Genomic DNA, 22,507 nt, shown 5'->3' on the forward strand with positions numbered 1-22,507 from the left:
GCATTAATTTAATGCCATTTCCCACCGATGCCCCTCTTCTCAATCCGTTATTCGCCTGCGCTTCACTTTCTTTTCTTGCAAATTTGAAACATTAATTTTACTTTTTATTATCATTTACAACAACAATCCGGCACTCCTGCCTTACTTTAGCAAAGAGAAAAACCATGGTTCATGCTCAGAGCGCTTCACCTCGCCATCCCATTTTTACGGCGCTTTTCGGTATGATGGTATTGACGCTGGGGATGGGAGTTGGCCGCTTTCTGTATACGCCCATGCTGCCGGTAATGCTGGCGGAAAAGCAGCTAACGTTTAATCAGCTCTCCTGGATTGCCAGCGCCAATTATGCAGGGTACCTGGCGGGAAGCTTACTGTTTTCCTTTGGCCTTTTTCATCTCCCCTCTCGTCTACGCCCCATGCTGCTGGCTTCGGCGGTCGCCACCGGTATTCTTATTCTGTCTATGGCGATATTTACTCAGCCCGCGGTCGTCATGTTGGTGCGCTTCCTGGCAGGCGTCGCGAGTGCGGGAATGATGATTTTTGGATCAATGATTGTGTTGCATCATACCCGCCATCCGTTTGTGATCGCCGCGCTCTTTTCCGGCGTCGGGGCCGGGATTGCACTGGGTAACGAATATGTCATTGGCGGTTTACATTATGCGCTTTCGGCCCATTCGCTATGGCTGGGGGCCGGGGCGCTCGCCGGTATATTGCTATTAATCGTGGCAATGTTGATTCCCCCCCGCGCTCATGCGCTGCCGCCTGCGCCTTTAGCAAGAATCGAAAATCAGCCTATGCCCTGGTGGCAACTGGCGCTGTTGTACGGTTTCGCCGGATTCGGCTACATCATTGTCGCTACCTATTTGCCGCTGATGGCGAAAAGCGCGGGCTCTCCGCTACTCACGGCGCACCTTTGGTCGTTGGTCGGCCTGGCGATCATTCCCGGCTGCTTCGGCTGGCTGTGGGCGGCAAAACATTGGGGTGTCCTGCCATGCCTGACCGCGAACCTGTTGATCCAGAGCGCCTGCGTGCTGCTGTCTCTCGCCAGCGACTCGTTGTTGCTGTTAATACTGAGCAGTATTGGTTTTGGCGCCACGTTTATGGGCACAACCTCGCTGGTGATGCCGCTAGCCCGACAGCTCAGCGCGCCGGGCAATATTAATTTATTAGGCCTGGTGACGCTAACGTATGGTATTGGGCAAATTCTCGGTCCGCTCGCCGCCAGTCTGTCAGGCAATGGCGCGTCGGCAATTATCAACGCCACGCTTTGCGGCGCCGCGGCGCTCTTTTTTGCCGCGCTGATCAGCGCCGCGCAGCAGATAAAACAAAAACGGTTTGTGATACGTGAATAAGCGGTAGAGTAAACCCGCGCTATCTGCACCGGGTTGTATCTTTAATGCTATTCGCGGCGCAATGCGGATCTGTTTTTAATAGCACATCCTCAACACGTTATTTCAAGGTAAAGATGCCACTAAAAACTATACTTATTCTATGGTTTTTAGTGTTATCAATCTGTCTATTATTTTATATACCCTTCCTACTTCAAGTGGCTTCTGTGTTGGCTACGGATTACCCGGCCCATCCATGGGCCTCGCCCTGACGGGCCGTTGCTCACTCCAGTTACATCGTTATCTATGCTCCCGGGGACTCACTCCCTTGCAGCCTTTAAGCAACTCGAATTATTTTGGGTATATATTCCATTATGATGATTATCGCTGCCTCTCAAATCATCACAATTATAAATAAATCACATCATGAAATTAATTCGATTATTCGTTTTTTATTACCTGCCCGTAGGATTCTTAGGGCGCAAGCTGACCTATCAGCGGCTACTGACCTGACCGTGACAATTCCTCTTAAGGCGTGAAAAATTACAGTAAAAAAGTAAAATTTAGGTTAAAAAATCCTATTTTTTAACAACGATAATTAAGTGGCGTGAAATTGACTAACGTCAAATTTATTTCTCCTTTTTTCCTGCTCCCAGCTCCGGCCTGCGTCAACACCTGTTTCTTTGCTTTTTTACCTCGCGTTATACCGTCCACGGTTCCCCGCGCCCCCGGCAGTAGCGAGGATGGTGATTTTTCGCGCTGCTATGCAAGAAACGCATAGCACGATACATACTTGCATTTTGTCCTTACCCTTATGGCTGATAAGGTCTTTCTGTTTCGGGCTTTTTGGCCTGTGGCTACAACCAACACATCATCAAAAAAATTCGGGGATCGCTATGGCGCAACAAGTGGACGGGGCGGCCATGCCGCTTGATACAGAAAAGGTCGGGATAAAGGGATACCTGGCGTTTTTTCTCACCATTATTTTCTTTTCCGGCGTATTTTCCGGAAGCGAAGGCTGGTGGCGCGTTTTTGATTTTACCGTACTCAACGGGTCATTCGGTCATGTGACCGGTACGCAGACCTTTCGCGGCGCGGGCGGAACGGGCGCGAAAGATGGCTTCCTTTTTGCGCTGGAGCTGGCGCCGTCGGTTATCCTTTCTCTGGGTATCATCGCGATTACGGATGGGCTTGGCGGTCTGCGGGCGGCACAGCAATTGATGACGCCCATCCTGAAACCATTGCTTGGCATTCCCGGCATTTGCTCACTGGCGCTGATCGCCAACCTGCAAAATACCGACGCCGCGGCGGGTATGACTAAAGAGCTGGCGCAGGAAGGTGAAATCACCGAACGCGATAAAGTGATTTTTGCCGCCTGGCAGACCAGCGGCAGCGCTATTATCACCAACTATTTCTCCTCCGGCGTTGCGGTATTCGCCTTTCTGGGGACGTCAGTCATCATTCCGCTGGTGGTCATTCTGCTATTCAAATTTATCGGCGCAAACCTTTTGCGCGTCTGGATTAACATCGAAGAACGCCGTCACCCTGCGCAAGGAGCCCAATCATGACGACTCAAGTACGTAAGAATGTCATGGATATGTTTATCGATGGCGCACGCCGCGGTTTTACCATCGCCACGACCAACCTGTTACCCAATGTGGTCATGGCATTTGTCATTATTCAGGCGCTGAAAATTACCGGTCTGCTCGACTGGGTAGGCCATATCTGCCAGCCCGTGATGGCGTTGTGGGGGCTTCCCGGCGAAGCGGCTACGGTGCTTCTGGCTTCGCTGATGAGTATGGGCGGCGCCGTTGGCGTGGCGGCCAGTCTGGCTACCGCCGGCGCGCTAAGCGGCCACGATGTTACCGTACTACTGCCAGCCATTTACCTGATGGGAAACCCGGTACAGAATGTCGGCCGCTGTCTCGGTACTGCCGAAGTCAACGCCAAATATTACCCGCATATTATCGCAGTCTGCGCCATCAATGCGCTGCTGTCGATCTGGGTCATGCAGCTTATTGTTTAATAAGGAGCTATCATGCCTGATTTATCCGCCGCGGAGTTTACCTTATTACAGGGTGCGCACCTGTTTGCGCCAGAAGACCGGGGCATCTGCGATGTTCTACTCGCGAATGGCAAAATTATTGCCGTCGGCGCTGACATCCCCGGCGATATCGTACCGGACTGTGCGGTGATTAATCTTAGCGGTCGTATGCTGTGCCCGGGCTTTATCGACCAACACGTTCATCTGATCGGCGGCGGCGGCGAAGCGGGGCCGACGACGCGGACGCCGGAAGTCTCCCTGAGCCGCCTGACGGAAGCCGGGATAACAACGGTCGTCGGCCTGCTTGGCACCGACTCCGTCAGCCGTCATCCCGCGTCGCTGTTAGCCAAAACGCGAGCGCTAAATGAGGAGGGGATCACCGCCTGGATGCTCACGGGCGCTTATCACGTTCCGTCGCCGACCATTACTGGCTCGGTAGAAAAAGACGTCGCGCTGATCGACCGCGTCATTGGCGTGAAATGCGCAGTCTCCGACCACCGTTCCGCCGCGCCCAGCGGGAATCAACTCGCCAGCATGGCCGCTGAATCACGCGTTGGCGGCCTGCTGGGCGGCAAACCCGGTGTCAGCGTTTTTCATATGGGCAGCAGCAAAAAAGGGTTACAGCCGCTGTATGACATCCTGGAAAACAGCGACGTGCCAATCGGTAAACTGCTGCCTACCCACGTCAACCGTAGCGAATCGCTTTTCGAGCAGGCGCTGGCGTTTGCGCTTAAAGGCGGCGTAATCGACATGACCACCAGTATCCCGGATCCCGTCGCGCCGGCGGAGGGCATTGCCAGAGCGGTAAAAGCCGGCGTCCCGCTTTCCCGGGTGACGCTCAGTTCAGACGGCAACGGCAGCCAGCCGCTATTTGACGCTGCCGGAAATCTGACGGGCATCGGCGTCGCGGGCTTCGAAAGTTTGCTGGAGACGTTGCAGACGCTGGTTAACCACTACGGATTCAGCCTGACCGATGCTCTGCGTCCGCTGACGACCAGCGTAGCCGCCTTCCTCAGTCTGGACGGCAAAGGCGAAATCCGTCCCGGTAACGATGCGGATCTGCTTGTCTTTAGCGCAGATTTACGCATTGAGCAGGTGTATGCGCGCGGCAAACGCATGGTCAATGAGGGGAAAGCCTGCGTAAAAGGTACCTTTGAACCGGCGTAATTCCCGCTAGTTTCAGGCTGCCCCATCACGGCATTCTGAAAGAGGACGGGATAAGCGGTTGTCAGCCGCCCGAATGGACGTAGAATGCCCCTTCGGGCGACTGACAGGATAACGGTAAATGGATGTAACTGGAGCAGGTTTGCACAATATTGAGACAAAATGGCTATATGATTTTCTGACGCTGGAAAAGTGCCGCAATTTCTCTCAGGCCGCCATTATCCGCAACGTATCGCAACCCGCTTTTAGCCGGCGGATTCGCGCCCTGGAACATGCCGTGGGCGTTGAACTGTTTAACCGCCAGGTCTCGCCGCTACAGCTTTCCGAACAGGGTAAAATCTTTCACTCTCAGGTTCGCCACCTGTTACAGCAGCTGGAAAGCAATCTGACCGAACTGCGCGGCGGCAGCGATTATACGCTGCGTAAAATCAAGATTGCCGCCGCCCACTCGCTCTCCCTCGGCCTGTTGCCGACCATCGTTAAGCAGATGCCGACGCAGTTTACCTACGCCGTTGAGGCGATAGATGTCGACCAGGCGGTGGATATGTTACGTGAGGGGCAAAGCGATTTTATCTTTTCCTATCACGATGAAAACCTGCAACAAGCGCCGTTTGATAATATCCGCCTGTTTGAGTCGAGACTGTTTCCGGTTTGCGCCAACAATGGCCGGGGCGAGCCGCGCTATACGCTTGAGCAGCCGCACTTTCCCCTGCTTAATTACAGTCAGAACTCCTATATGGGCCGGCTGATAAATCGTACTCTGACTCGCCATGCTGAACTGAGTTTCAGTACATTTTTCGTCTCTTCGATGAGTGAATTGTTAAAACAGGTTGCGATGGACGGCTGCGGAATCGCCTGGTTGCCCGAGTATGCTATCCGTCAGGAGATTACCGACGGACGCCTGATAGTGCTTGATGCCGACGAACTGGTTATTCCGATTCAGGCTTATGCTTATCGCATGAATACCCGCATGAGTCAGGTAGCCGAAACATTTTGGCGCGACCTGCGTGGGCTTCAGGCCGCGCTGTAAACACCTCAGGCGGTAAGGCGTTGTTCCCCGGTCAAAGAGGCGCGGGTGTCTGGCCAGGACTCATACCAACGAATCGCCGCGCGCACCAGCGACGCTGTGGAATCAATCATCGGGCACGCTATCGCGCGTTCATGTCCGGCCACAATAAGCGGAATTTCGGTACACCCCATAATAATTGCCTGAGCGCCACGGGCAATAAGGCTATCGATTTGCGGCAGCAGCAGCGCTTGCGCCACAGTTTTATCGCCACGTTTAAGCGTATAAATAGCCTGCATTACCAACGCCTGTCCCGCTTCTTCTGGCTGAATTAACGTCAGCCCCCGCGCCAGAGCTTTCTTTTGATATAACCCGGTCGCCAGCGTCGCATTGGTCGCCAGCAGACCAACGTGCCGCGCCGATGGCGGAATATCCCCCAGGGTGGCGTCCAGGATGCTGATCATTCGCGCTTTCGCGACGTTCTGTAAATCATCAAACCAATAATGCGCAGTGTTGCATGGGATAACGATACACTCCGCCCCGGCGTCTTCCAGCATATGCAGATAACGCTCCAGATAACGGTATGGCGAAGGCCCGCCGGATAACAGACATGCTGTACGATCGGGAATATCAGGGATAGAGCTGACAATGAGCGGGATGTGTTGTTGATCACAACTGGCATGTCGCAATTCAACAAATTTTTCCAACATATCCGCCGTTGCCGCAGGTCCCATCCCCCCCAGTATCCCAATGGTGTGTTTCATCGCTTTTCCCGCTTATTTACGTCAAGGTCAGAAACACACTATCAACTTGATGTGTATATAAAAAATGCCGTTTTATTAGCGGCTATGCGTAAAAATCATAACGGGTGTAAGGGCCATGCGTTATCGCCTTTTTAGGCAATCGATTGGTTACATGAGCGCTCATCGACCTTCGCAAGCCGCTAAATGCCATTTCGCTATACAGCATCGCCCACTGCGAGTCCGCAAGCTTGTTTTGTCCTCATCGCCACAGCGCCTGTCGGTGAAGAGGCCGCCGTGTTTTGCTTTTCGACGCTAATGCGGGAATATCCCAGCGAATATGGCTATAAACCAAATCCACGGTCTCCGTGGCGCTGCCTTCGGCGTCGCCATGATTGCTCATGCGTGAAATTCGCACATTGGTGAGCGTATAAATAATAAATGGCAGCATTGCGCCCTTATCACGACGGCATAATGTCAGCACGCCTTCTTTCACCGTTTTCCCGTTACAATAGTGCTCATAGAGGCCTGGTGTAGCAAGATCGACTGGCTTTGTCAGCGTCAACCCTCCAATATATGTCCCTCTCGCTTCGCCGGACTCCCGTTTTGTCGGGTTGTGGTTGTAAGCAATAAGTTTTATTTGGTTTTCAAAACCTTTGATCCGGCTTTCGCCTTCAATACCGTCCAGTTTTAAATAGATGGCGTCCATCCCCCCTCCGTGATTATCATGCGGCAAAGCAGGCTGACAAGGACGGAACGCCAACAATGAAAGAACGTTCCATTTTCCAGCCATTTCGTTGGTGTCTCTGTATACCAGATTAAATACCGACAATCTGCTATAACTGGATTCTTGCTAAATACCTTCTGCCATCAACAATCCATTTTACAATAGCGCTACTGACCTGAAATCTATTACGCCAGGCATTCAAGCATCGTTTCCTGAATAACCATAGCCGCTATAAGAACCATATCAAAAAAGAAATATCAATATCATTTCTTATTTTTATCCGAGAAATTACTTAATTCCACCGAATCGGAATATAGACAATTCTTATTCCTTTTCACATCAATGGGTTTTTTAGACTTTTGTCATATCGAAAACAACCATTCCAATAGAACATATTTACTATGTGAATATATTTAATGTTTTTATCGCGCGCAGTGTTATCACAGTAATAAATGATTTGCATCAAAAATGCGCCTTTCAGCGCCACGTATTTTTGGGCAGCAAATTATAAAATCGCGTTTCAAAGTCAGTGACATGTTATCTGTTCAGGCGATATGACTTTATGCCCGGACGATACGCCAGCCGCTTTACCCTTACGTTTAGTCGTGATACGTTAGATCACATGAACACGAAACGATCCAACGCTACGCAACGTCATCTCCGCTGGTGGCTGCCTTCCTGAAGGCGGCACGGATCACTATCCCTCTTTAAGTAGCCGCCGAAAGGCGGCTACTGCGTTTCGGGACGTCTTTCGGCTTTACAGTAAGCATAAAGGAGTCCTTAATGAACACCCTTCCTATCATTCTGACTGGCGATCGCCCCACCGGCTCGCTGCACCTCGGCCATTATGTCGGTTCACTGCGCCAGCGCGTCGCGCTACAGCAGGATCACCAACAGTATGTCCTGATTGCCGACCTGCAGGGACTCACCGATAACGGCAGTAATCCGCAAAAAATCCGCGATAATATTCCGCAAGTGTTAGCTGACTATCTGGCCGTCGGCATCGATCCCACGCTGACGACGATCTGCCTGCAATCCGCGTTACCCGCCCTCGCCGAATTAACGGTGCTGTATATGAATATTGTTACCGTCGCCCGAGTGGAGCGTAATCCTACGGTAAAAAATGAGATTGCCCAAAAAGGCTTTACCCGTTCCCTGCCGGTCGGGTTCATGGCGTATCCCATTAGCCAGGCGGCAGATATCACCGCCTTTAAGGCCGAAATGGTACCGGTTGGCGACGACCAATTGCCCATGATTGAGCAAACGAATGAGATCGTTCATAAGATGAATAGTCTTTTCTCCTCGCCGGTATTGCGACCCTGTCAGGCGCTCCTGAGCGATATGGGCCGTCTGCCAGGCATTGACGGCAGCGCCAAGATGTCGAAATCGCTCGGCAATACCCTGCTTCTTTCCGCCAGCGAAGAGACCATCCACCGTGCGGTCAGCGCGATGTACACCGATCCCAACCATTTAAAAATTAGCGATCCGGGAAAAATAGAAGGTAACGTCGTCTTTACGTGGCTGGATGCGTTCCATCCGGATAAAGCCAAAGTCGCGGCGATGAAAGCACATTATCAACAAGGCGGATTAGGCGACCGTGTCTGTAAAAATGAGCTGGAGACCTGCCTGCAAGAACTGATCGCGCCCATACGCGAACGACGGGCAACCTTTATTGCAGATAAGGGAATGCTAATGGAATTACTGAAAAAAGGTAGCGAGCGGGCGCATGAGGTCACTCAAAAGACGCTACAGGAAGTAAAACGTGGACTGGGCCTGCCCACGCTATTCCAGGTATAATCAGGCATCAACGTTGTCCAGCGGCCATGACTCAAACAGATAGCCATCAAAGTAGATGTCATCAACATTGGAAAACTCCAGCAGACGCTGCTTCACGTTTTCCAGGTGCTGCCACATCGCCAGCTTCGCTGCGCGGGCGTCTTTCTTAATTAACGCCGCGAGGATCTGCTTATGATCGACCAGCCACTCCTTACGGTAAAGCGTATCGCCCAGATGGCTATGAAGCTGGAGCCACATCGGATTATTTTCACGCCATTGCCAGGACTGACGGAAGAGCTCTACCAACATACTGTTATGGGTCGCTTCGGCAATGGCCAGATGAAACTGCATATCGCCGCTTTCTGAGCCGCCCGGCGCGCTGGAGGCGAGCTCTCGCTCTTCCAGTTGTAACGCCTGGCGCATTTTAATGATGTCCTCGCGGGTGGCCTGCAGAGCGGCAAATTCAGCGATATTGCTTTCCAGCAACTGACGCGCCTGTAACAGTTCAAACGGCCCGGCGTCATTACAGTGATTGACGTCAGCGCCTTCCATCTCGTTATTATCCGCGCTGTCGAGCACGTAGATCCCGGCGCCGCGGCGGACTTCAACCAGACCTTTAATTTCCAGCATGATCAGCGCTTCACGCACGACGGTACGCGTCACATTGAGCCTCTCAGCGATCTCTCTTTCCGGCGGCAAGCGCTCCCCGGGGCGGTACGGCGTCTGAACAATCAGATCCCGTATCATTGCGCCCACTTCCTGGTAAGGTCTTTGCTGAGAAGTGTTTGATTTCATATTGGTCGTGCCCGTCCGATGCGATTTCCCGGTATCAGACTATAGCATTTGTAAATAGGGATAGCACGCGTAGCACACCAAAAACGCGAAACTGGTCAACCAACAAAATAATAATGCGCCCCGTTTCGCTAGTGAGGCCAGATGAAAGGAAAGGCAATAGACAATACACGACTGATGTTCCACCTTTAGCCCTGATGCCTGAATATGAACAGCATATTGGTTTACCAATATAAAATTTATCAACCAAAAATCAGGCCATAAAATGTGTCTGTACATTGACAGGAACAATGCCTCTGACATAGCGTGATCGGCGAAAATCCAGCCGCTCTCTTTGTATCAAAAACGCGTTATGATAAAAGACACCGTGTTTTTCGCCCCAGGCGTATCCGGGGGAAGCAACGCCTCCAGTTTGTCGAGCCGCCATCGCCGGGCAGCGATTATTCTGCATGAAATTTATGGTATTAACGCTCATATCCAACGCGCAGGCCATGAATGGATGACGCGTGGATTCGACATCTATATTCCCGCGCTGTTTCCTCACCATACCCCCTTTCGCTATGAACAGCAGGAGGAGGCTTACCGTCACTTTTCAGCAAATGTCGGCTTTGATCCCGCCGTCGTTACCACATTACTCCACGATCTCAGAACGCAGTACGAGACGCTAATCGTCGTAGGGTATAGCGTCGGCGCAACGCTCGCATGGCTAAGTGCAGCCAGTGGGTTATGCGATGGCGTCATTTGCTATTACGGTTCCCGTATACGCCAGTACCTTCATCTTGCGCCTCTCTGTCCGACACTGGTTATTATCGCGCGTTATGAGCCGGCGTTTGATCCCCTCGCCATGCGACAGACGCTGGAAAAGCGACCCTGGGTGCGGTGTAAAATGTACGATGCGCGGCACGGGTTCTGTGATGCTGATAGCGCCACCTTCGATGCCGCCTTATCGCATCAGGTAATGGACGATGTGAGCGCATTTATTCGCGACATCACTCGTGCAAACACATCGCCCGATTGAAGCCATATTTTCAGCTTTAGTGGAGACTTTTTTCAACGAGCTGTTCCAGTTTTTTCAAAGCCTGTATGGCTGCGGCATCAAGACCATAACGTTGCAGCGTTTCAGCGGGATGATAACTGACTAACGTTCGCCCATCGGCTTGCTGGCTAATGAGCACCCGAAACGGTAAATCCAGTGCCAGTTCGGGATGCGCCAGCATGAGAGGCGTTCCGCCTTTAGGATTGCCAAAGACCAGAACCGTTGTCGGCGGCATTTTCAGGTTAACATTCTGTGCCGCTCTGGCATGATCAAATTCCCCAAATAACACCAGACCGTGATCGGCGACAGCGTGCATCAACCGCGCTCGGGTCTGCAAATAGTCATAAGCGCTGTAGGTTTTAACCATGGTTATCGCTCCATCCTCCGTTGCAAAGCCAAGCCTTATTAAGATTAACATCAGGGTTACCGCCAATAAAAAAGGCTTTAAAATAGTGCTCATTCTTCTCTCTCCCTGACCCAATACCCATGAGTAAATGCGACACAGATGATATGCAGTTTAAAAATCAGTCATCGTACTGTACCCCTTATTATTGCACTGAACAGCTCATCACTAAAAAAACAGACGGCAGAACAAAAAATTCCGACGTCTGAACAAATTTAAATAACGATGATCCAGTCTGACTGAGCGACAGCGCGATCATTATTATGGCGCGACACTGTCTTCTTCAGCCCGCTGGGTAAGAAAAAATATACTCCGCTCAGTAAGATAATAGATACTACAGGCCAACTCTTCAGAGATACGGAGCATCATTGCGTAGTGATGATGCGACTTTTCTGGCGCCATCGGCAGAAATATTTCTGACTCCAGCACGTCACTTAAAAAATGAAATTTATGTACATATTCAGCAGATATAACGCCTCTCGCCATCAGATTAGCCATTAGTGTATTTAAACTATCTTGTTCATGATATACGATACCTTTTCTCTCATGAATTCTGAGAAGAACGCTTCTGAAGGCTGCATGACATTCCCTTACGACACAGGCAAAATCATTAAGTATCAGGCGATTATACGCTTCCATAAGATCATATTCGACAAAGCCATACTCTCCAGGAGAGTACAAATAATAACATATGTTTTTAAGCCGTTTTATTCTGCGCAGCCTTACAATTCTACCATTTTCATAGCGATATTTTAAACTATGCTCATGAAATATATTGTTTAATTCACTAATCGCCTTATCCGGTTCTAACCCAAGCGTAACTTCATAGGTCCGAAGGTAAGTATCTATATAGTTAAAAGCAAGCTCAATGGTATCAATATGCTTTCTTTTATCATCTGTTTTTAATAACAGATTACTCATTTCATCCAGATATGACGTTGAATGCGCATATAAGGTGAATAAGCCATACTCTTTGCGCAACGTTTTACATATTCTTCGATAAACTTCGTCAGAATGACTATTATGATAGCAGTATAATGTCATATCATAAAAAGAGGAGCAGTTTCCTAGCGTATTGATAATCAATAAGATTATTTGCTCGCGTATTTCTAACGGAATATCTTCATATAACAGATCGCTATGCCTTAGTGAGTATGGTCTAAAGGTGTGCATTCCTCCCCCTGTAACCGCAACAGAAAAAATTACGCTATGAATAGCGCCACATTACTCTAATTCAGTGGTTCAGGTATTAATATCAGTTCAACAGTGAGCCATTTTTTCTTATTTTTTAATGGTGTTGCGTGAATATTTATTTACTCTACAGATAATTGTAGCCCATCGCCCTTTGTCATTCTGCTGATCATCACTGGTGCGAAAATCTGGATTATCCATGGCATTCAGCCTTCACTGAATGCCACAGACAAGCGTTATTCAACTAAAGCTCACCTGTCCCTTAATCCTTCTTTCATTCCGTTGCGTCGTTGCCATACCAGCACACTTAAACATAAGGTGAGCTTATTATTTTTATCGACGGGTCAGAACAATCCTTCGCCGGTCATACAGTGTTTCAACTGAGAGCTGCAAATCATATTTCGCATTCTTCAGTTTTCGCGATTTAAGCATTTTCATCGTGACGCCACTTATTTGCCCTGTTTCAATCCGTCTCTTGATTTCGGCTGCGCTTAACAGGAGTTGCTTCTTCAAAATCGACAGCAGGCTGACCTGAAAAGAACGGGAAATCCTGACGCTAACACTGACCTGCTTGTGGGAGGCGATACTGACCAGCCACCGTTCCTGAATGTGAAAATCAGGCTGCCCCGATAATTCAGCATTGTTTCGCTTCAGGATCGCGTTGTCATAAGCAAAATATTGCACCGTGGCGGCATCATTCGCCATCAGTCGGCCATAAAGATCGCGGTTAATTTTGCTGACTGGCAGGCGCGAGAACAGGGAGATATTCCAGGTGTAATCGCAGTGTGTGCATTTATAGATACTCCAGACATCGAGTACCTTCTTTTGCGAATTAACCCGAAATGCCCCAGAAGGCGTGAAGTCCCGTTTTACGCTGCATGAAGGGCAACGTTTCGCTATGCGCTGATACCCCACAGGAGTGACAGTCCATATGACTTTCATAACGTACCTTTTTTAACCCATACAAAACCGGATCCGAACTCAGCGGACCATAAATGTTTATGTATGAAAAATATTTAAGTGATATTTTTCAGTGGGTTAAAAAAAGATTTCCAACGCAACAACCCTGTCAATGGCTAAAAAGATACGCCGAGATTATCAAAGCGGCCATTATCGGGTATATGAATTTAATCAATATTCATTATGGTAGCGGCGGGATCTATTCAACTGACTTACTAAACGCATGATCCTCCCTTTGAGATCACACTTTTCACTCCCGGTTATTCACTTACAGAAATCAGGTGTTATCATTCACGACGTAAATACCTTTCAACTCAACCCGAGGCTTTGATGCTGGAGAATGTCATCATCTGATAATCAGTTCCCCGACCTTTTCAGGCCGGACTGATTATCAATGTGCCGAAATCGAATGCGGACACCGCAGTGTGTTTGCACGTTTTGCCTATGATGATTAAACAGGTTCTTCAGTATGAATTTATCCCGTCAGGAACAACGTACCTTACACGTTCTCGCCAAAGGCGGACGCATTACGCACATCCGCGATGCGTCAGGCCGCGTCACCGCCGTTGAGTGCTATAGCCGCGAAGGGCTGTTGCTCGCCGATTGCACGCTCGCTGTATTCAAAAAACTCAAAACCAAAAAGCTGATCAAATCCGTTAACGGTCAGCCCTACCGCATTAATACAACCGGGCTGAACAACGTTCGCGCCCAGCCTGATAATCGCTAAGGAGATGATGATGGATATCAGCGCCGTTATTTTTGCAACGCATCGCATTCGGCTATTACCCGATGAAGGCAAAATCCCCTGGGACGAGCCAGCCTTCAGCCAACGCATGCTGGAAAATCATCTGTCACAGGACCACGACTGGGCCAGCCGCCGGCTAACCGTGATTGAGCAACAGGTAACATGGATTACCCGTCAGTTACCCGCTGGCGCCCGCATTCTGGATCTCGGCTGTGGACCCGGTTTTTATACCCGCCTGTTAGCGGAGCGTGGGTTTCACTGCACAGGCGTAGATTTCTCTCCGGCATCCATCACATGGGCTCGCCAGCAGGCGCAAGCCGCAAACCTGAATATTGACTACATTCAGCAAGATATTCGTACATACCACCCCACGGAACCTTTCGATTTCATTATGATGACGTTTGGGGAACTGAATGTCTTTAGCGCTGCGGATGCGCAAAGCCTCATCAGTCATTGCGCGCAGTGGTTGAAACCGGACGGCAAACTGCTTGTTGAAGTGCATACCTTCGATGAAGTTAAACGCCAGGGCATGGCGCAGCCATGCTGGCAGCGTTGTCCGCACGGCCTGTTTCTTGCCGAGCCTCATCTGCTGTTAACGGAAAATGCCTGGGATGAAGAGGCCCAAACCAGCTCAACGCAGTTCTGGGCGATAGCGGAAAACGGCTGTACCACCCGTTTCGGCAGTCAAATGAAGGCCTGGCGCGATGATGAATATATCAGCCTGCTTGGTGATGCTGGCTTCACTGTGTTGCAGCGCCCGGACAGTCACACCTGGCCGGTCGGCGAGACTTTTGCAGGCAAGCTGTTTGCGCTACTGGCTGAAAAAGCCCCTCCCGCTGAGGGAATCACCCTCAGTAAAAGGAATAACCCAATGGATATCCCACGTATTTTTACCATTAGCGAAAGCGAACACCGTATCCATAATCCGTTTACAGCGGAAAAGTACGCCACACTGGGCCATGCGTTACGCATGAAGCCAGGCACGCGGATTCTCGATCTCGGTAGCGGTTCGGGTGAGATGCTCTGCACCTGGGCTCGCGATTACGGTGTTACAGGTACTGGCATTGACATAAGCCCGCTCTTCACCACACAGGCAAAACAACGTGCAGAAGAGCTCGGCGTCAGTGAATACGTACATTTTATTCATAACGACGCGGCCGGTTATATCGACGAGGAAAAATATGACGTGGCGGCCTGCGTAGGCGCGACCTGGATTGCGGGCGGTGTCGCGGGGACAATAGATCTGCTGGCCAAAAGCCTCAAACCTGGCGGGATCATTCTCATCGGTGAACCGTACTGGCGTCAGATCCCCGCAACGGAAGAGATCGCCCACGCCTGTGGCGTCTCATCCGTCGCCGATTTTCGCCCCTTGCCCGAGCTGGTCGCCTTTTTCGACCAACTCGGCTATGACGTAGTGGAAATGGTGCTGGCGGACCCGCAAGGCTGGGACAGATATGAAGCCGCGAAGTGGATGACCATGCGTCGCTGGCTGGAGGAAAACCCTGACGATGAGTTTGCGCAGGAGGTTCGAACAGAACTGACGGTAGCCCCCAAACGTCACGTCACCTGGACGCGAGAATACTTTGGCTGGGGCGTATTTGCGTTAATCGCGCGATAACGTGAAGCAGGAGGTATAGCCTACAAGAGGTATACCTCCATTTAAAAGTATGCAACAAATTAACGCGGCTCAAGGCGGGAATATATCGTCTTAGAGACTATCCCACCAGGCGTTATTGGCGCAGCCAGTTTGGACACGGACAGCGCGCAAAAACCGGAGCGTACACGTAGTACGTGAGGATTTTGAGCACTGCCCAGGTCCAAAATGGCAAGTAAAATAGCCCTAATGGGATAGGCTCTTAATTTCGCCATTAAGTTTCTGCCACAATATGTCGCAAAACGTGCAAGCGTTCCACCTCACCTGATGAACGAAACCACCATCAATAAGACGTTATTGCTGCGATTCAATTATTAAGAATAAAAAAAGAACCAGAAGAAAATTAAAAAATGACTTACCCACCATATTAGCTATTGTTAAAATCAAAGTAATCCTCCGTAAAAGCTGGAACTTTTTATTTCTCATAGACGAGAATTTATATATTATGATATAATACGGCAGAAAAACATGCAGATTATTAACCTGCCATTAATGTAAATAATTCTTTGAGGAGATGTTTCCAGTGGGACGTAAATGGGCAAATATTGTTGCTAAAAAAACGGCTAAAGACGGTGCAACGTCTAAAGTATATGCAAAATTTGGTGTAGAAATCTATGCTGCGGCTAAACAAGGTGAACCAGACCCGGAATCAAACTCAGCTTTAAAATTCGTTATTGAACGTGCGAAACAAGCACAGGTTCCAAAACATGTTATTGATAAAGCTATTGATAAAGCCAAAGGTGGCGGAGATGAAACGTTCGTGCAAGGGCGTTATGAAGGCTTTGGACCCAATGGTTCAATGGTTATCGCTGAAACGTTGACGTCTAATGTTAACCGTACGATTGCTAATATCCGCACAATTTTCAATAAAAAAGGCGGGAATATCGGAGCGGCAGGTGCTGTCAGCTATATGTTTGACAATACTGGAGTGATTGTATTTAAAGGAACAGACCCTGACCATATTTTCGAAATTTTGCTTGATGCTGAAGTTGATGTTCGTGATGTAACCGAAGAAGAAGGAAACATCGTTATTTATACTGAAGCTACAGACCTGCACAAAGGAATTGCAGCGCTAAAAGCAGCTGGAATTACTGAATTTTCAACAACAGAATTAGAAATGATTGCTCAATCAGAAGTTGAACTTTCACCAGAAGATTTAGAAATCTTTGAAGGACTTGTTGATGCCCTTGAAGATGATGATGATGTGCAAAAAGTATATCATAACGTTGCAAACCTCTAATTATAAATTAAACAAATCTGTCTCTATGACAGATTTGTTTAATTTATAAAGCTGTTATAAAAAAGTCTATCTGGCCAGATATATAGATCTTTAAATTTACGTGTCTTATCACGACCTGATCTGACACATAGCTTTGAAAGATTGAGAGTTACCGGTTTTGATATAGTGTCGAATCCTTATATAAAACATGAGGTAATTTTCATGTTTCATACGACGAATCCCGTCAGCAAGCTAAGCAAAAGCCAGCAATATCGGGCTACTTACAATCTCCCTGTGCTCTTTAAGGCGCCGCGCCTTATAAATTCCGCTTGCGCTCATGATGGCTCATCTGGCGCTCTACGCGTCGATTGACCACAGGTGTGACTCCACCAGCGCGCTACAGACCATAGTGCGAGAACCGTGGCCGATTACTTTGATGCCTTTGATGTGGAGCTATTTTTTACAGATAACGTATACCACACTCAAAATACTCCCCCAGATCAATGCCCTCCTCTGAACACCTCCCTCTTGTGCCATTCCACAAACCGTTCACCCGGATAATTTTCTTTCATCTGCGGCAACGCGATCTCTTTCCCCGCAAAATCCCAGAACAGCCGCTGTACCACCCCGCCACCATTCACCGCGTCGGAAACCACCACGCGCATATTTTCATCCAGGCCAATCGAACCACGATCGAACGCTTTATGATGGATTGCGCACAACGCCAGGCCATTAGGTACTTCACAAGGACCATGATGCTGCTTCCATCTGATATGGGCTGCTTCAAGCGCTATAGGGGCGTTGTCGTGGCGCATATTGAAGCCGCAGACCGCACATTGATAATTGTAAGCTCGTAGCACCGCCTGGCGGAACTTCGGATCGCGTTGACGGAGAGAGGTGCGAATATCAAAACCCATCTCGTCAGCGATGTCTTCCTGAATACTGGTCGGAAAATGCGCCTCAAGGATCTGCTGCGCCAGCGTGTCGATTAGCTTACGTTTTTTTGTTACCAGCGCGAAATTGACGGCATCAAACCCACCAGCAACATTATATTCAATGAGTTCACGTTTAGGTGGCTGGCGGCTACCGCTGGTTGAGCAGAATTCCGCGTTTTGCAATTCCCAGAAACCATCGCCCTTCAGACGCCAGAACGGCATATCCGGGCGCTGTTCACGGCGCTGTGGCCCATAGCGCTCCAGTAAATCCAGCAATTACTCATGAATTTCAGAACCATAATCAAATAGACGATCGTGGCCCTGCCGATAGTGCGAGAGGACATATAACAGCAATAACGGCTTATGCGGCGCTCGCTGTTCGCCTTTGCGCCAGATAGTAATATTTGATATCGCTTGCTTTAGGGTTTTGTCAGAGGTCATTACGTTGAAGAATCCATGAGCACATAGTTGCGATGATGCTCGCAACTATATGTACATTCAAGACATTATTGCAGACATACTTTTTGTCTGTCGGCTCTGTACTGACAGTTAGCATTCTGATAACAACGGAAAAAACACAGCGCTCAACCGAGAAAGGTAGGTAACTTCTGGATTTTAGAAATAAAAAAGACCTCAGTTGAGGTCCATTTATATGCTTTTGGTGCGAAGGCCGGACTCGCTGTAAATAGACCCGTTTTAGTTCCAGGCATTTTTTGAGATCCCGGCCAAATGATTGTGTTGCCGATATTCCTCCGGCGTCATATTGTTCAGTGATTCATGAGGGCGTTCACAGTTATATTCTGACACCCATCTTTCAGTGATTTCCCGCACTTCATTCAGCGTTCTGAACAGATAAAAATCGAGTATTTCTGTACGGTATGTTCGGTTAAAGCGCTCAATAAAAGCGCTCTACGTCGGCTTACCCGGCTGAATAAATTCCAGTTTTACTGCATGTTGCTCTGCCCATTCAGCCAGTGCAAGTGAGATAAATTCCGGACCATTATCCATGCGTAGCATAACCGGATAGCCGCGATTTGCCGCGGTCCTGTCGAGTACACGGACCACGCGCAAAGCTGGCAGATTCAGATCGATTTCAATCGACAATGCCTCACGGTTAAAGTCATCAACGACATTGAACGTGCGAAAACGACGGCCACAGACCAGATCATCATGCATAAAATCGACAGACCAGCTCTGGTTAAGCGCTTCCGGTGTGGCCAGTGGCGAGGGATTACGCACCGGCAACCGTTGTTTGCCTTTACGGCGAAAATTCAGCTTCAGCAGACAATAAATACGATGGATCCTTTTGTGATTCCACGGGTATCCCTGCCGCCGCAGAACCTGGAAAAGTTTTGGAAAACCGTACCGTGGGTATCGCTCTGCCACTGCCTGCAACGCGACAATAACGGGTTCGTCACGCGTGTTATCCGGACGGTAATGGTAAACCGTTCTGCTCAGGTTCAGACTCCGGCAGGCCTGACGGATACTGAGTCCAAATGTCGTTATCAGATGAGTGACCAGCTCACGCTTAAAGGCTGGTTTTAAAGCTTTTTTCGATAACGTCTTTCAGCGCCCGGTTCTCAAGGCTCAGGTCGGCAAACATCTGTTTGAGACGCCGATTCTCGTCCTCAAGATCCTTGATCTTTTTAATATCAGAAGCCTCCATGCCGCCGTATCTGGACTTCCAGTTGTACCAGGTGGCTTCAGATATACCGGCCTCCCGGCAGACATCTTTAACGGTTCGTCCGGCTTCAACCGATTTAATTACGGCAATGATCTGATGCTCAGTAAAACGGGCTTTACGCATAGCGATCTCCTTTGTTGGCAGATTGATTATGCCGGAGGATCTCTAAATGTGAATGGCACGATTATGCGGGATACTTACAGGGGAAGGTCATCAACCAGCTTCCCACCATCACCACAAACCAGAATAATTCCCTGAAAAAAGATGCGCTGAATGTTATGTTTTTCATCATCTTTCCACTGTCAGCATCCACCGCTGACACCGGCACCAATGCCGGCCGGCTTCACGCGGCGAATTTTACTTCACCTTCCACGCCGCCTCATCCTCAGGACGAAGCCGTGCGGGTGAAGCGGTAAAACAGATTCGGTTCACTGACTATCCACAGCGTGTCCCGGTCATCTGAGGCTATCCCCTCCGCCTGCGGGATATCCCTTCGCAGGCCATAGTGTCCCCGGCGCAGCGACATCACCTTTCTCCCGCCGTCCAGGTCCGACACCACGACCACGTCAGACTCATGAGAAAGTACATACAGGAGCCCGTTGTTCCGGTCATAATGCAGGCCGGAGATATCCTTCAGGAACCATGGCAGGGAGGCCCGGTGTGTCAGCGAGTCACTCACCGACAGCGCATCAGGGCTCTGGTCCGTCACGTAAAGCCGCAGAGGTTTTTTCTCCTGCGCCACCATCAGGGCATGCTCTCCCCGCCCCTGGGCAAGGCCTTCAAAACCGGCATTGTCGCTGTGCCTGTTCACATCCAGCGTCAGGCTGTATGTTGCCGGCGGGAGGACGGTCGTGCTGCTGTCAATGCAGTGGGTGGTGAGCGTCCGTTCCCGCTCCCGGGACAGGGCATAGCGGTTCCCGCCGAGGTATTCGATGGCCTCAAAATCGTGATCGCCGTCTGACGGTATCACCCGCAGCACGTTCCCTTCCGTGTCCAGCTCCACCACCGAGGAGGGGTGGTCGGTCACGGCAAACAGCGTTCTGCTGTCCGGGTTCCATGTCAGGCCGGAGAGGCCGCCGTGTATCCCGGTAATTTCTTTTTCTGCCGTGAGCTGCCATTCTGTTTCCTGCGGGTACCAGGACTCCGGGAAACACAGGGTGAGCACGCCGGCCGCCATCAGGAGAATGGCGGTCAGCAGTGCTGCTTTCTGGTTACATAAATATCTGAACATCGTGGTGGTGAAAGTTATGTTTTCTGTTACAGGGGAGACCGGACTTCACATCATGCCCCACGGCAGATAAGCCAGAGCATGGCCAGGACGCCGGTCAGAAAGCCGGAGATAAAGACGCTGGTCAGCAGCAGGAGAATCAGCGCACGGAGCGGGAGGATATCTCCGGCCTGTATGGTGCCTTTATCATCAGTCGGCATCAGGGTTACCGGCCAGCAGTTTCCGGACCACCGCAGCATAACGGCTCCTGAAGTCTTCGACGGAGAATGCGCTGAAGGCGGCATTGTTGATGTGGTAACGGCCACGGACATACACGGAAGGCGTCCCCCTCACGCCATATTCCTTAAACAACCGTTCCTGTAATGCCACCATGTCATTCACGGCGGGACTTTTTATACTTCTGTCATACTCCCCGCGACTGATACCGGTGGCAGACATAAACACCCGATGGACATCGTCCGGGGAATGCAGGCGTTTCTCCACCATGTCGGCCATGAAGAAGGCCTTCTCGACCACGTCAGTTTCCTTCATCATCATGGCCAGCGCCCTGGCCCGTGTCAGCTCATGGCCGAGGGGGCCCAGCAGGTTGACATGGTACTTGATCATCCGGTCACCGTGCGGCAGTACGTGCCGGATGGCCTGGGCCACGCCCATCGTCTGTGAGAACGCATAGCAGGGCGGACAGTAAAAGGAAAATAGTTCCACCTCGGCGGGGGCATCAGCCACCAAGGGCGTTATGAACTCCCACTCCTGCGCAATCACAGGACGGGCGCAGCCAGGTAAAAAAAAAGAAAATAATATTCCCCTCAGGAAAAACAGCTCCCGGGCATAATTCATCGTCACGGAAACACTCCATGGATAACAGATATACAGAATGAAAGGCCGCTTAACGGCACCGCCTGACAGCAGCAGTAAATCTTAATTCATCCGGCACGGTCATTAAGCCGGCAGCCGGAATATTCCGGTCATGAGTTTTCCAGAATAAAAAGCACTGACACACAAAAGACCATTGCCATTAATATGACGACGGCCAGACAGGCGTAATAAACGAATTTCATGAACATGATAAAATAACTTTCAGTGATACTTATCCGGCTTCCGACCCACATTCCGGGCCGCCCTCCTCCAGTGAATGACACCGGTTCAGGTCGGTATACAGTGTCACCATCCCCAGAAGCATCAGGGTTGGCAACAGGGTGGCATCATTCCTGACGCCGAGGCGCCTGAAAGCCAGAACTTTCTGGGCTGAAATGGTTTTGACGCTGCGAAAACAGAGGGCAGCAATCTGCCCGCAGTTATAGCCCTGCAGCAGCAGTCGGATAACCCGCAGTTCAGCCGGACTCAGTCCGCCGTCGCTGTTAAATTCGATACAAAACCGATCGTACCATATCCGGTTGATGTCCCCGTCTTCCGGGAAAACGGTCAAAGCAGACGCCATAATCCGGGCGCTCCCTTTCCGGCATTTACTTTCTCAAGCACCCCGACAGCACGGAGTTGCTCAAGATATGACCGGACCTGGTAGATACTGAGTCCGGCAGCATCAGCAATATCGCGGATTTTAACAGGCGCGTTGTCCGCACTCTGACGCTCCCGGATTATGGAGATGATGTTTGTAATGATGGATTCACCCATAAACAGCCCCACTCTTCAAGGTTAAAATAAATGTATTTACCACTACCACAAAATAATACTAATCCATTCTATAGCAACCTCATTACGATATGGTCAAACCAAGACGAAAAGTAAAAATATGTGAATATTTTGATGGTTCATTTATGCATATTCACTTTCATCAGATTCACTCGAGTATTGGTTATGTATAAAGCCCTACCTTTAAGACGTCACATCAAAGGCATTGCAGTATCCCCATTCAACATT

21 protein-coding genes and 2 pseudogenes are annotated in these 22,507 nt (G+C 49.9%); 10 read left to right on the forward strand and 13 right to left on the reverse strand.

Going from position 1 to position 22,507, the window contains the following annotated elements; translation table 11 throughout:
- Nucleotides 1-164 precede the first annotated feature (164 nt).
- The 5 genes from J1G48_RS19430 (at nucleotide 165) to hypT (ending at nucleotide 5,563) form a co-directional block, all read left to right on the forward strand.
- Nucleotides 165-1,349 (forward strand): MFS transporter, encoded by a 1,185-nt coding sequence (locus tag J1G48_RS19430; RefSeq protein WP_000233266.1) that lies wholly within the window; start codon nucleotides 165-167, stop codon nucleotides 1,347-1,349.
- An 872-nt stretch (nucleotides 1,350-2,221) separates the two neighbouring features.
- On the forward strand, nucleotides 2,222-2,893 hold the full coding sequence (locus tag J1G48_RS19435; RefSeq protein WP_000068752.1) for a nucleoside recognition domain-containing protein: 672 nt from the start codon (nucleotides 2,222-2,224) through the stop codon (nucleotides 2,891-2,893).
- Nucleotides 2,890-3,351, forward strand: a complete 462-nt coding sequence (locus J1G48_RS19440; protein WP_000211979.1) for a YjiG family protein — start codon at nucleotides 2,890-2,892, stop codon at nucleotides 3,349-3,351. The genes J1G48_RS19435 and J1G48_RS19440 overlap by 4 nt, the downstream gene beginning before the upstream one ends.
- 12 nt (nucleotides 3,352-3,363) lie before the next feature.
- Complete coding sequence (gene iadA / locus J1G48_RS19445; RefSeq protein ID WP_001113059.1) at nucleotides 3,364-4,536, forward strand: beta-aspartyl-peptidase; 1,173 nt, start codon at nucleotides 3,364-3,366, stop codon at nucleotides 4,534-4,536.
- Between the two features lie 118 nt (nucleotides 4,537-4,654).
- The gene (gene hypT, locus J1G48_RS19450; protein ID WP_000383509.1) at nucleotides 4,655-5,563 is read left to right on the forward strand and encodes a hypochlorite stress DNA-binding transcriptional regulator HypT; all 909 of its coding nucleotides are present in this window, start codon (nucleotides 4,655-4,657) and stop codon (nucleotides 5,561-5,563) included.
- Between the two features lie 5 nt (nucleotides 5,564-5,568).
- Here hypT and J1G48_RS19455 read toward each other — a convergent pair whose 3' ends face one another.
- Both J1G48_RS19455 and J1G48_RS19460 read right to left on the reverse strand, forming a co-directional pair.
- The gene (locus tag J1G48_RS19455; protein WP_000683252.1) at nucleotides 5,569-6,303 is read right to left on the reverse strand and encodes an aspartate/glutamate racemase family protein; all 735 of its coding nucleotides are present in this window, start codon (nucleotides 6,301-6,303) and stop codon (nucleotides 5,569-5,571) included.
- 238 nt (nucleotides 6,304-6,541) lie between these two features.
- Entirely contained in the window at nucleotides 6,542-7,072 is a 531-nt protein-coding gene (locus J1G48_RS19460; RefSeq protein ID WP_000907671.1) for an Hcp family type VI secretion system effector, read from the reverse strand.
- A 717-nt stretch (nucleotides 7,073-7,789) separates the two neighbouring features.
- Between J1G48_RS19460 and trpS the strand changes: the two genes are divergently transcribed.
- Nucleotides 7,790-8,803, forward strand: coding sequence for a tryptophan--tRNA ligase (trpS, locus tag J1G48_RS19465; RefSeq protein WP_001094620.1), 1,014 nt, complete (start codon nucleotides 7,790-7,792; stop codon nucleotides 8,801-8,803).
- Here trpS and uxuR read toward each other — a convergent pair whose 3' ends face one another.
- Entirely contained in the window at nucleotides 8,804-9,577 is a 774-nt protein-coding gene (gene uxuR / locus J1G48_RS19470; protein WP_000841654.1) for a Uxu operon transcriptional regulator, read from the reverse strand. It lies immediately after the preceding gene.
- Between the two features lie 349 nt (nucleotides 9,578-9,926).
- Between uxuR and J1G48_RS19475 the strand changes: the two genes are divergently transcribed.
- Nucleotides 9,927-10,592 (forward strand): dienelactone hydrolase family protein, encoded by a 666-nt coding sequence (locus tag J1G48_RS19475; protein WP_001576579.1) that lies wholly within the window; start codon nucleotides 9,927-9,929, stop codon nucleotides 10,590-10,592.
- 16 nt (nucleotides 10,593-10,608) lie between these two features.
- Here the strand turns inward: J1G48_RS19475 and J1G48_RS19480 are convergent, their stop codons facing one another.
- The 3 genes from J1G48_RS19480 to J1G48_RS19490 all read right to left on the reverse strand — a co-directional run bounded on the left by J1G48_RS19480 (nucleotide 10,609) and on the right by J1G48_RS19490 (nucleotide 13,146).
- On the reverse strand, nucleotides 10,609-11,070 hold the full coding sequence (locus J1G48_RS19480) for a DUF302 domain-containing protein (protein ID WP_001676975.1): 462 nt from the start codon (nucleotides 11,068-11,070) through the stop codon (nucleotides 10,609-10,611).
- Between the two features lie 204 nt (nucleotides 11,071-11,274).
- Nucleotides 11,275-12,186 carry a hypothetical protein gene (locus J1G48_RS19485; RefSeq protein WP_000556772.1) on the reverse strand — a complete coding sequence of 304 codons (912 nt, stop codon included), beginning with the start codon at nucleotides 12,184-12,186 and terminating at the stop codon, nucleotides 11,275-11,277.
- A 351-nt stretch (nucleotides 12,187-12,537) separates the two neighbouring features.
- A complete protein-coding gene (locus tag J1G48_RS19490) occupies nucleotides 12,538-13,146 on the reverse strand; it encodes a DUF1062 domain-containing protein (RefSeq protein ID WP_000864865.1) in 609 nt (202 codons plus the stop codon).
- A 487-nt stretch (nucleotides 13,147-13,633) separates the two neighbouring features.
- Between J1G48_RS19490 and J1G48_RS19495 the strand changes: the two genes are divergently transcribed.
- The 3 genes from J1G48_RS19495 (at nucleotide 13,634) to J1G48_RS19505 (ending at nucleotide 16,803) form a co-directional block, all read left to right on the forward strand.
- The gene (locus J1G48_RS19495; protein WP_001054380.1) at nucleotides 13,634-13,891 is read left to right on the forward strand and encodes a YjhX family toxin; all 258 of its coding nucleotides are present in this window, start codon (nucleotides 13,634-13,636) and stop codon (nucleotides 13,889-13,891) included.
- 4 nt (nucleotides 13,892-13,895) lie between these two features.
- Nucleotides 13,896-15,527, forward strand: a complete 1,632-nt coding sequence (locus tag J1G48_RS19500) for a class I SAM-dependent methyltransferase (RefSeq protein ID WP_000979782.1) — start codon at nucleotides 13,896-13,898, stop codon at nucleotides 15,525-15,527.
- Nucleotides 15,528-16,086: 559 nt separating this feature from the next.
- Nucleotides 16,087-16,803 (forward strand): YebC/PmpR family DNA-binding transcriptional regulator, encoded by a 717-nt coding sequence (locus tag J1G48_RS19505; protein ID WP_000532939.1) that lies wholly within the window; start codon nucleotides 16,087-16,089, stop codon nucleotides 16,801-16,803.
- Nucleotides 16,804-17,282: 479 nt separating this feature from the next.
- Here the strand turns inward: J1G48_RS19505 and J1G48_RS19510 are convergent.
- The 7 genes and pseudogenes from J1G48_RS19510 to pefI all read right to left on the reverse strand — a co-directional run bounded on the left by J1G48_RS19510 (nucleotide 17,283) and on the right by pefI (nucleotide 22,261).
- Nucleotides 17,283-18,158: pseudogene (locus tag J1G48_RS19510) on the reverse strand (phosphorothioated DNA-binding restriction endonuclease).
- A gap of 255 nt (nucleotides 18,159-18,413) precedes the next feature.
- Nucleotides 18,414-19,524: pseudogene (locus J1G48_RS19515) on the reverse strand (IS3 family transposase).
- 262 nt (nucleotides 19,525-19,786) lie between these two features.
- Complete coding sequence (locus tag J1G48_RS19520) at nucleotides 19,787-20,632, reverse strand: YjiK family protein (RefSeq protein WP_000490321.1); 846 nt, start codon at nucleotides 20,630-20,632, stop codon at nucleotides 19,787-19,789.
- 50 nt (nucleotides 20,633-20,682) lie between these two features.
- Nucleotides 20,683-20,829: a hypothetical protein gene (locus J1G48_RS19525; RefSeq protein ID WP_001141717.1), complete on the reverse strand. Its 147-nt coding sequence runs from the start codon at nucleotides 20,827-20,829 to the stop codon at nucleotides 20,683-20,685.
- A complete protein-coding gene (locus tag J1G48_RS19530; RefSeq protein WP_000178594.1) occupies nucleotides 20,819-21,472 on the reverse strand; it encodes a DsbA family protein in 654 nt (217 codons plus the stop codon). Before J1G48_RS19530 ends, J1G48_RS19525 begins: the two co-directional genes overlap by 11 nt.
- A 244-nt stretch (nucleotides 21,473-21,716) precedes the next feature.
- Nucleotides 21,717-22,067: a helix-turn-helix transcriptional regulator gene (locus J1G48_RS19535; protein WP_000135401.1), complete on the reverse strand. Its 351-nt coding sequence runs from the start codon at nucleotides 22,065-22,067 to the stop codon at nucleotides 21,717-21,719.
- Entirely contained in the window at nucleotides 22,052-22,261 is a 210-nt protein-coding gene (gene pefI, locus J1G48_RS19540; RefSeq protein WP_000504711.1) for a transcriptional regulator PefI, read from the reverse strand. Before pefI ends, J1G48_RS19535 begins: the two co-directional genes overlap by 16 nt.
- Nucleotides 22,262-22,507 lie beyond the last annotated feature (246 nt).

Source organism: Salmonella sp. SAL-020 (genome assembly GCF_017372215.1).
Taxonomy (GTDB): Bacteria; Pseudomonadota; Gammaproteobacteria; order Enterobacterales; family Enterobacteriaceae; genus Salmonella; species Salmonella enterica.